Source organism: Bacillus sp. AFS037270, from assembly GCF_002585305.1.
The window spans coordinates 1-10,927 of sequence record NZ_NUNF01000127.1; the positions used below are offsets into that span (position 1 = coordinate 1).

Sequence of the window (10,927 nt, forward strand, 5' to 3'; positions counted from 1 at the left end):
ATTGTTAATAAAAAAATGCCACCGGTTAGGATGACGCAAAAGTTACCGCTTAATCTTGCTCGTCTTATTCAATTTGCCCGTTATGGTGATTCATTGCGGAATACTTTTCGTGCAGATTAATAGCAATTCTTTCGATAAATGTGTATATTGCAGCACAACGGAAAAGTCCGGATGGCAGAGCAATAATTGCAAGTGCCGTATATCTCCGCGCTGATTATTATAAAAGTCATACAGATTTACCAACATTTAAACTTCTCATGGAGAATTTGAATATGAAAATAAATAAGGCCAATTAAAGGGTCACAAATCAATATGTTCCCCCTCTCTGTTTTAGTTGATAAGAGTTTACATTTAAAAAAGAGGTACTTCCTTGAGTACCTCTTTCACTACAATTAAATTATTTTGTTAAGCTCCTAAACGCTTATCTTCATTAATAAGCCCATCGTTTGAAGAAGACAGGCCCTTATACTTGAAGAAGAAAAAGAAGACAACAGCAACGATAGCAGCAACTATTGCAGGATACATCCAAAAAGCTTGCCATTGATCAAGAGAAACGACTCCAGTTTTAGTGACAGTATTGTTAAAGAGTTTTCCCGCAAAATACGATCCTACAAACATACCGATACCTTGGGTAAACATTATAATTAACCCCTGCGCTTGACCCTTGATTTTTTCATCTGCCACTTCATCTGTATAGAGATATCCTGATACAAAGAAAAAGTCCCAACATAATCCGTGTAAGGCGATGCCAATGTACATTAACGACACAAGTCCTTCAGGTGCACTAAAAGCAAAAAGAGACATCCTTAATATCCATGCAATCATTCCCACTAAAAACATCCATTTGAATCCCAGTCGGCGATAAAAGAATGGAAGTAACAACATAAAAATGACTTCAGAAAATTGACCGATTGACATAACAGATGAAACATCCTTGACTCCAGCATCACCAAGGAATACTGAGGCAAATGACATATATGTAGCATGATCTAGAAAAAGCACTGTCGTACATACAATAAATACTAAATAGTAACGATTTTTTAATAACTGCAGTGCATCAAGGCAAAGAATGTCTCTTATTGATAACGGTTTTCCTTTAGCAGGTGCAGGAGTGTTTGGTAATGTAAAACTGTACAGTCCAAGTAAAACAGACACAACTGCACCAATTTGTAGAGCTACCGGACTGCCTGAATATCCAAGAATCCCAATTATAGCGCTTGCAACAATAAACCCAATGGTTCCACATACACGGATAATCGGAAAGGCTTTAACGGTGTCTTTAACATTATAAAAGCTTATATTATTTGTTAAAGAATATGTTGGATTATAACATAACATATATAGAAACATTATCCATAAAAAAGCGTTATCATTTTTTGTGTAAATTTGTTCAGGAAGAAACCATAATAAGATACCGCCAACGATGTTAACCAGAGCTAACATTTTTTGAGATGGGAAGAATCGATCCGAAACCATTCCTATGACAATTGGAGATATAATAGCAGCAATACCACCTATTGAGTACGCAGTACCAATTATAGATGATAATCCATGCTTACTAAGAATAAAACCCAAAGTAGCAAACCACGTACCGAGGGTAAAGTATTGAAAAAACATCATTGCTGAAAGTCTTGGAATTATATATGATTTAACTTGCAAATTTTTCACTCCTGTTTATCAATTAGAGAGTTTAGCTTAGACTAATAGATTTTTGAACAATTGTTACAAGTATGGACATAAGATTCATGTTGTTCTTCAATTTTCTTTCCACATTGTGTACATTTTTTACTAGGTAAATTCTTTAAAAATTCAGTCATTTTAATTAACATGTTTATTCCTCCATTATCTTGTAAAATTAATGATTGAAGTTCGAATAATTTTCTTAAACCTATTTTATAATCGGAATATTGTTGTTTTTAGATTAATAGATTTTTGAACACTTGTCACAAGCATGGACATAAGATTCATGTTGTTCTTCAATTTTCTTTCCACATTGTTTACATTTTTTTCCTGGTAAATTCTTTAAAAACTCGATCATTTTAATCAACATGCTAATCTCATCCATTATCTTTTATATTGGATGATTTTACGTTTGTATATTAAATATACGAAACCGTATTTTTATTTTTGAATTTTATTGAATTCATCTCTATTGTTGGTATGCTATAAAATAATTTAAAGTGAGCTGGTTCATGGCAAAAGATACAGGTATGTTCCCAATATTTATGGGTTAATTTCTGTACATGAGGTACATTTAGTAAGATTATCCCCTTTTTAATATGGTTTTCACAGACTGTTATCATGGCGTATCCCCTCACTTATCTATAGTTTTCCTAACCCAATCGCCGATTTTAAAGCGTTTTCCTTTTGTTTTAAAAGAAACCCTATCATATCTAATAATTAAGAAAATCTAGAAAGGTGTTCTACCGAAATATATATTTGTAAACCGACTCTGTTTATTAACAGAATCGGTTTGGCTTTCTAATAAATTATTAATTATTTACCACTCTTTAAGACCCAACAACTTATCGCCCAATTCATTAAGTTGAGCTCTTGCATATTTTTCTTGCTCCCAGTTTCGAGGATCTCCTAGAAAGGCAATTCCTTCTGGGATCACTCTTTCACTCCATTGTTTAATTCTCCATTGTTTTAATTCTTCATTATGTTCCTGGGCTGGGAACATAGAAATATATTGATGAATATTAGGGGTATTCGATACGTTTTTTCGTAAACCATGTGGTTGCATTACATGGAAAATTAATAAATCCCCTGCTTTCAATGTAACTGGTGTTGGTGTATACCCTGTGTAATCCGGATGATAAGGATCTCTATCGGCAGGTTGAGTTTTTACCCACTCTGGGAAATCTCTAAATAACTCAGGAATGACGTTCAAACCACCATTTTCCACATCGGTATCTGTTAAGAAAAGAATCCCTTGAACATTAACTGGAAGCGGATCTAATGATGTATCTCCATCCCAGTGGATGAAACCTTCGAATTCAAAAGTACCTGGTTTATTTGGGAAGCTCATGTTACATCTATCAATACTTGTCCATAATTTCTCTGTTCCCCAGATATCTACAAAAGCATCGTATACTTTTTGATAAGAACGGTTATCCCAGAAATATTGATGATTATATAACTCAACCATTCCAGCTCCACGAAGTTCTGGCATTTGATATTCACGAAGTGGTGCCCTGTACCAAGTAGAAGGGTCATTAGGAACTTTTTCTTCAAACTCCCATATAAGGTTAACCGTTCTATCGATATATTCTTTAGGGACAATATTACGAACAACTACGTATCCGTTTTCTTTCCAAAATTCAAATTCCTCTTCAGTTAATACTCTTAAAGGTTCATTATTAGGGCGTTCATTCAATGGAATATCAATCTCAAGGATATTATTTACTTTAGTTTTTTGCATTTTATAACTCCTCCTATCAGGGTTAAAAGTGTTTTATGTGCTTTGTTTTTTAATAAATCTTACAAATTTAATATATAATTTTCACTGTGTTAATACTATTAACTATCGTGCTTAGTTCGTTGAAAAAGTATATTATATTGCTGTTATTAATAATTCATTTTTTTTTGATATATTAAAAATCGGCTTTTTTTTAGATGATTCATATAAAAAACACCCAAATTCCATTAAAGATAACGCTTTCCATTGGTAGATAATATAAAAAAATACAATTCCCAAAAAATTTATATATGTGTTTAATATTCTATTTTATTGCTGTAGTAATAAATAAAACTATAACTTCTTGCTATTAGAATAAGATCTAAACAAAAGTGGTACATGTTTGATTAAGTTTTATTAACCTTAGTAGCTATCCATATTACTTTCTCATTAAAAAAGACTGACTAAAAGGTCAATATTAGACACCTTTTGTCAGCCCTTCCCTTAAACATCTGCACTGTATATATAACTTCTTTATAATTAAGACTATTTTAATATCCTGGTCAATAGTTTCGGGTTGAAAAACCCTCAAAACCCAGCCTGTTTGACTACTTCAGGCCAACTTAGTTTCAATCTGCGACAAATAGTTGTACTGTATACTTGTCCCTTTTTCCTCAACAAATCATAATCTCTCTGAGTTGTTGAACCAATACGCAGCAATTCTTATTTCAAATTTTCTAGAGTTTCTTCCATTGTTTTCAAGCAAATCCCCTCCAGTTTATAAAGTCGAAATTCTTTGCAAGAATTTTGATTAAGATACTAACAGGTGGACTCTGAAACAGTAACTAAATTTCCCTTGCTCTTATTCATTAGTGCTTCTTTTACCAGCCAAGCCCCGCCGATTACACCTGCATCATTGTCTAATTTAGCTATAACTAGTTCAACACCTTCAGCTACTCTTGGAAAAGCAAACTTAGCAAACTGCTCTTTTAGTGGTATCAACAAGGTTCAGTCATCTTAATCAACAAAATACTTACCCCCATCCGTCTTTTAAATTTCCTAAAATATAAAATTATGGAAGAAAATATTAGAGTCAATATTCAACTACTAGTCTTAAACTCATTATATTAAATGGTAATATTACTAAAGTGATTAAACAATTAACTATCGTGCTGAGCAAATAAAAAAATACAATATATTGCTCTTCAGTAAATGAGATTTATTTAGAATATTAGGCGACCAGGGGAGATTAGGGAGAACTTCAGTCTTTTAAGGTCACTTTTGTGGAATTGATTTGTATAGATAAATACACAAAAAATATCAACTCTGGAAACAGAAATTAACGTGGATACTGCATTTTGAGAGATTGGATTCCCTTCAGGAGAGCAATACAAAAACTACCATTCTGCTAATCAAAAACTAATACAGTACAAGAATGTTGGTAAATCTTTGGGTCTCTCCCTATCAGGAAAAATGAATTTATACAGCTATTTCGGAATATCCTTGCTCCTTGTAAATCTCTAGCCTTAATTAATTATTATTCATTAATCATTTTCATGCGCTTCTTCATAACTTTCATTACTTTTATCACCACATTCCCAGCATATAGACCTATTTCTTTCCATTTTCGCCAACTGACTTCCACAACAAATGCATAAATCCGTCACATTATCCCCTCCTTATAAAGTTCATTTTATAAATAATTTAGGGGCCACCTGAAACAGTTATTCTGAGTGGCCCTTCTTGTTATAAATACTTGGTTACCAATATTTCAAGCCTAATAGTTTTTCACCTAGTTCAGTAAGTTCCGCTCCATCATATTTCACTTGTTCCCAATTTCGAGGGTCTCCAGGGAATGCATAACCCTCAGGCTTAATTCTTTCTTTCCAAGATTTGATTCTGGCCTCTTTTAATTCTGTATTATCTTCTTGTGCAGGAAACATGGATATATATTGTGCAACTCGTGCTTTGTCAGAGTAATTTGGACGAATACCGTGAGGTTGCATACTATTAAAAATCAGCAAATCTCCTGCTTTTGTCACTACTTTGGTTGGGGTAAAGCCAGTTGTATCCGGTTTATGTGGATCTCGATCTACAGGCTGAGTTTTCACCCATTCATTAAAAGTTCGGTAAAGTTCCGGTATACACTGGAATCCTCCCATATCAATATCCGTATCTACTAGTGATAATACCCCTTGAACATTCACTGGAATTGGATCTAAAGATGTATCTACATCCCAATGAATAAATCCTTTATATTCATGGCCAGGTTTAATTGGAAGATTTAGATTGCATCGATCAATACTCACCCATAATTTTTCATTACCCCAAATATCAACAAAAGCATTGTAAATCTTTTCATACATCCGGTTATCCCATAAATACTGATGGTTATATAACTCAACCATTCCAGTGTTCATTAGTTCCTTCATAGCCATTTCTCTACCTGGTTGTATATACCAAGTGGATGGATCATTCGGGTCTTTTTCTTCAAACTCCCAGATTAACTTCACAAGTCTCTCGATATGATCCTTTGGAATCGCATCACGAACAATAACATAACCGTTTTCCTTCCAAAATTTCCAATCTTCTTCACTCAATACTCTCAATGGTTCATTATTCAAACGTTCATTTAATGGAGTTACAATTTCAAGGATATTATTCAATTTTTCTTTCATTTTGAATTCCTCCTCATTTATTTAGCTTTAAATTTGTCTAGATTATCTTTATTAACCAATTGGAATGGAACCATGTTTTCCTTAGGAACTTTTTCTCCCTTAGCCGCTTTTTGGGCCACTTCTAGTGCCATTTTTCCTTGTGAATCTACATCCTGAAATACAGTTGCAGTTAGATCTCCTGATTGGATAGAATTAAAGGCATCTGGTATACCATCGATTCCGATGACTTTTGTATTCTTTAATTTACCTGCTGCACTTAATGCTTTGATTGCTCCTAATGCCATTTCATCATTTTGTGCAACAATTGCATCTAATTTTTGAGATTGCAACCAGTTTTCTGTTAAAGCGAGCGCCTCCTCCCTTGACCAGTTTGCAGTTTGCTCTGCAGCTACCTTAATGTTTGGATAATCCTTTAAGACTTCCTTATTTCCTTCTGTTCTGTTGACCTCAGCTGAATTCCCATTTGGCCCATGAATAATTGCAATAGTTCCTTTTCCACTTAACAGTTCTGCCACATGTTTCATTTCTATTTTTCCAGCTTCCACATCATCGGATCCAACATGAGCCGTAGCTTTCTCCTCATTAGAGACAACGGCTAACACTGTAATGATAGGAATCTTTGCAGCTACAGCTTGTTCAACCACTGGCGCACTCCCATTCTTATCAGCGGGGTTTAAGATAATCGCATCTACTTGCTGGTTAATTAGGTTCTCTACTTGATTAATTTGATTTTCTGCTTTCCCTTCTCCATCAGACTCGATTAAATCAACTCCCGAGGCTTTAGCGTATTTTCTAATAGAGTCTTGTAAACCGACAATATATTCATTTTGTAAATTTTGATATATAACCCCTATGCGTATTTTCCCATTCGGTGTTCCACTAGTTTTTTCTTGTGCTTTACCAGAACATCCACTCAGGATGCCAAGGACTAATAATAATGTTACAGCCACTATCTTTACTTTTTTCAATTTACTCACTCCTTTTCCTATTTTATTGATGATTTTTTTTATCAAGAAGCACAGCAATGACAATAATCGTTCCCTTTAAAATTTGTTGATAATAAGAGGAAACATTTAATAAATCAAGTCCATTATTCATTACTCCGATAATTAACACCCCAATCAGGGTACCAACTATGCTGCCTACTCCTCCAAATAAGCTGGTTCCTCCGATTACTACAGCTGCAATGGCGTCTAGTTCATATCCCTGACCTAGCACTGGAGAACCTGACATAATTCTTGATGATAGAATCATCCCTCCGACTCCCGCTAAAAGCCCTGCTATTGCATATACTCCGATCTTTACGGAATTAACACGAATTCCTGAAAGTTTAGCAGACTGTTCATTCCCTCCAGTCGCAAAAACGTGTCTCCCAAATACGGTGAAATTCAAAAGAAAAATTCCAATTGCTACGATTACTATAAAGATAATAACGGGGATTGGAAGGCCTAGTATGTATCCGCTTCCAATATTGTTATAGAAATTGTTAAGTCCGATAACCGGCCGGCCATTTGTATAAACCATAGCCAATCCTCTAGCAGCAGTCATCATACCTAACGTAGCGATAAAAGGTGCTACCTTCCACTTTGCAATGAGTACACCATTTATTAGTCCGCAGGCTAAACCGACCGTCATCCCTATCATAATAGGAATAAATAGAGAATAACTACTGTCTGCTTTAGCAAAGCTAGAAGCTACGACGGCTGATAATGCCATAATAGAGCCAACTGAAAGGTCAATACCGCCGGTAATAATAACGAAGGACATTCCAATCGCCACTATTCCTATAATCGATACTTGCCGTAGTATATTGATAATATTGGTGGTCGTTAAGAATGATTCTGAGGAGATAGATAAGATTACAAACAGGATCGCAAAAGCAATATAAATACCATATTTAGTAAGGAGCTTTCCCGTACTTCCCTTTCTCATTACAGACCGCGATGTAGCTAAATCTAATAAATTTAATTTTGCTACCTCTTGTTTTTGAGTGTTCATCCGATTTTTTCTCCTTTCCGAATTCCCGAACAGCACGCCATGATTTTTTCCTGATCAAATTCATCCCTAGTAAACTCTCCAGTTAATTTTCCTTCACTCATGATAATGATACGGTCACAAATTCCAAACAGCTCAGGCATTTCTGAAGAAATAACAATCACCGATTTACCCATACTTGCAAATTCATTAATAATTTTATATATCTCTGCTTTAGCCCCTATATCAATTCCCCTTGTAGGTTCGTCCAGAATTAAAATATTCGGGTTGTTTAAAAGCCATTTGGCTATCACTATTTTTTGCTGATTACCACCACTTAGGTTTTTCACCAACATGTTTCGACTTGGTGTTTTTATCCTTAATGATTGGATTTGTTCATCCACTACGCCGTTTTCTCTTTTTCGGGAAATGATATTTTTTAAGAAAGAATACTTCCTTAAATTAACTAAACTAATATTATCTCGTACGGACCCTGTTAAATTCAAACCAGTATGTTTCCTGTCTTCGGTTACTAAGGCCAGACCATTTTTAATGGCATGTGTAGGGCGCTTATGAAATACCTTTTTTTGATTAATATTGATTTCTCCAGTGTGAGGTGGCATTACACCAAAGATACTTTCTACCACTTCCGTTCTTCCTGCACCTACAAGGCCAGCAATACCAAGTACTTCTCCCTGATAGAGTGCGAACGATATATTTTCGAATTTTCCTTTTCTTGATAGATTCTTTACTTCTAAGAATACGTTTTCATTTTTTTGTGTTGATGTCTGATAGACCTCTTTTATTTCTCTGCCAACCATTAAGGAAATAAGCATATCATAATTTAAATCAGCTGCTGCCTTACTTTCGATATGACACCCATCCCTTAAAACTGTAATATCCTCTGCTATTCTAAAAATTTCATCCATTTTGTGCGAAATATAAATGATAGACTTTCCTTGGGATGTTAACATTTTTATGATTTCAAATAGTTTTTCTACCTCTCTTTGGGTAATTGCCGAAGTAGGTTCATCCATTACGATAATATCAGCATTGTTAGATACCGCCTTAACAATTTCCACCATTTGCCTATCAGATACAGAAAGAGTCGACATCTTTTTATTAGGATCTAAGTCAATCTTTAACTGTTGAAATAACTCAAGGGTTCTTACCTTTTGTTCCTTCTTGTTGATTATCCCATATCTACCAAAACTCCGTTCTCTACCAAGAAAGATGTTTTCCGCCACAGTCAATTCGGAGATATAGCTTAATTCTTGATGAATCATGCTGACTCCATATTTTAAAGCATCACTTGGATTCTTAAATTCGACCTTTTCTCCTTTTAAAAATATCTCCCCCTCATCATGCTTATAAATACCAGCAAGGATTTTCATTAGTGTTGATTTACCTGCACCATTCTCTCCCATAAGTGCATGGACGCTCCCCTTACTTACATGGAAGGAAACAGAATCAAGGGCTTTCACACCAGGAAAAAACTTTGAAATACCTTTCATTTCAAGAGCATACACATTCTTATCTTCCACCTAACAACTCACCCCTTTGTTTAATTTTTTATCAAACTAATGTTTTTTCACTAGTCCGATTATTTAGAATAGTACTATTACCATAGTGTTTAAACAATTAACTATCGTGCTGATTTGATAAAAAAACTATAATATCTTGCTCCATAATGTTTTTGAATATTATCTTAAGCAATACAATTCTTGATTAAACTGAAGGATTTCTCTTTAACAAGAACTATTTAATGTTGTTAAATTCCATAAAATTAGCATTTCATCAAGACCCAATTTAATATAAAATTAAAAATATATAGAATATCAATTAAATAAATTAGAGTGCAAGAAATCTAAAATATATTGTTTTACTGTAAAAAAAACTATAATATCTTGCTATCACTTGTTAGTATCCTGACACAAAGAACTGAAGGGGGATGTTTATGGAGAGCACAAATTACACAGGGTCAAGTAAGGAATATTGGAATACACCTTTAAAATTCAAGAAATCCCCGATACTCGCATATGCGGGACAGGTTGAAGGAAATCCCAATTGGAATTTTCCTAGCCACAAGCATGATGATTTAAGTGAAATTATTTATATTTGTGAGGGTGAAGGAACTTTTATTATTAACAATAAAAGTTATACTGCAAAAGAAGGAGATATTCTTGTATACAATGCGGGGATCATTCATGAAGAATACTCAAATCCTGCCAATCCCTTAGTAACCTTTTTCTGTGGAATCTCTAATTTAGCGATTGATCAATTGAAGGAATTGTGTATCATACCTTATGAGCTTGAGCCTATTATAAGAAAAAATGAATATTCTAGCTCAATCAAGTCATTTTTTACACAGATATTCGAAGAATCCTCTCTTAAAGCTGCTGGATATGAAATTATATGTCAGGGTTTACTTACGTCCTCAATTGCTTTAATACACAGGGTGCTTAAACTACAAAATATTACGAGTGAAACAGAAGAATCCAATTCAATTGCCCATCGTATTAAAGAATTTATTGATAAAAACTATAAGAAAAATATCAAACTAGAGGATATAGCTGAAGCGCTATTTATTAATAAGTATTACTTATCCCATGTATTTAAAGAACAAATGAAAATCAGTCCTATTAATTACTTAATTAATCGTAGAATTGGAGAAGCAAAGAACCTGTTGGTATCGACAGAGTTAAAAGTAGGAGAAATCGCCAGAATTATGGGGTACGATAACCCGAATTACTTTACTTTACTTTTTAAAAAAATGACTGGTGAAACACCCAAACAATTCAAAGAAAACCATAAAAAAAATTTATTTTATCATAAAAACCCTAATAATAGTTAGTTTGAACTGTAACCCATAAAG

General features: G+C 34.1%; 9 protein-coding genes and 1 pseudogene. 1 reads left to right on the forward strand and 9 read right to left on the reverse strand.

The features are described 5' to 3' along the window. Positions 1-405 precede the first annotated feature (405 nt). From COD92_RS31085 to COD92_RS31130, 9 genes and pseudogenes are all read right to left on the reverse strand, one after another. Positions 406-1,659 (reverse strand): MFS transporter, encoded by a 1,254-nt coding sequence (locus COD92_RS31085; RefSeq protein WP_218011297.1) that lies wholly within the window; start codon positions 1,657-1,659, stop codon positions 406-408. Between the two features lie 41 nt (positions 1,660-1,700). Next, positions 1,701-1,829, reverse strand: a complete 129-nt coding sequence (gene yhfH / locus COD92_RS31090) for a protein YhfH (RefSeq protein ID WP_098531561.1) — start codon at positions 1,827-1,829, stop codon at positions 1,701-1,703. Between the two features lie 92 nt (positions 1,830-1,921). Continuing rightward, a complete protein-coding gene (gene yhfH, locus COD92_RS31095; protein WP_483295682.1) occupies positions 1,922-2,065 on the reverse strand; it encodes a protein YhfH in 144 nt (47 codons plus the stop codon). 435 nt (positions 2,066-2,500) lie between these two features. Continuing rightward, positions 2,501-3,424, reverse strand: coding sequence for a phytanoyl-CoA dioxygenase family protein (locus COD92_RS31105; protein ID WP_098531558.1), 924 nt, complete (start codon positions 3,422-3,424; stop codon positions 2,501-2,503). Positions 3,425-4,219: 795 nt separating this feature from the next. Then, positions 4,220-4,405: pseudogene (locus COD92_RS31110) on the reverse strand (hypothetical protein); the annotation flags it as partial. A 755-nt stretch (positions 4,406-5,160) separates the two neighbouring features. After that, on the reverse strand, positions 5,161-6,078 hold the full coding sequence (locus tag COD92_RS31115) for a phytanoyl-CoA dioxygenase family protein (RefSeq protein WP_098531556.1): 918 nt from the start codon (positions 6,076-6,078) through the stop codon (positions 5,161-5,163). A gap of 17 nt (positions 6,079-6,095) precedes the next feature. Beyond that, on the reverse strand, positions 6,096-7,046 hold the full coding sequence (locus tag COD92_RS31120) for a substrate-binding domain-containing protein (protein WP_176541284.1): 951 nt from the start codon (positions 7,044-7,046) through the stop codon (positions 6,096-6,098). A gap of 22 nt (positions 7,047-7,068) precedes the next feature. Then, positions 7,069-8,076, reverse strand: coding sequence for an ABC transporter permease (locus tag COD92_RS31125; protein ID WP_176541283.1), 1,008 nt, complete (start codon positions 8,074-8,076; stop codon positions 7,069-7,071). Then, positions 8,073-9,596, reverse strand: coding sequence for a sugar ABC transporter ATP-binding protein (locus COD92_RS31130; RefSeq protein WP_369689384.1), 1,524 nt, complete (start codon positions 9,594-9,596; stop codon positions 8,073-8,075). Before COD92_RS31130 ends, COD92_RS31125 begins: the two co-directional genes overlap by 4 nt. 413 nt (positions 9,597-10,009) lie before the next feature. On the opposite strand from COD92_RS31130, the gene COD92_RS31135 reads away from it, so the two are divergent. Then, the gene (locus COD92_RS31135; RefSeq protein ID WP_176541282.1) at positions 10,010-10,906 is read left to right on the forward strand and encodes an AraC family transcriptional regulator; all 897 of its coding nucleotides are present in this window, start codon (positions 10,010-10,012) and stop codon (positions 10,904-10,906) included. The last annotated feature ends 21 nt before the right edge of the window (positions 10,907-10,927 follow it).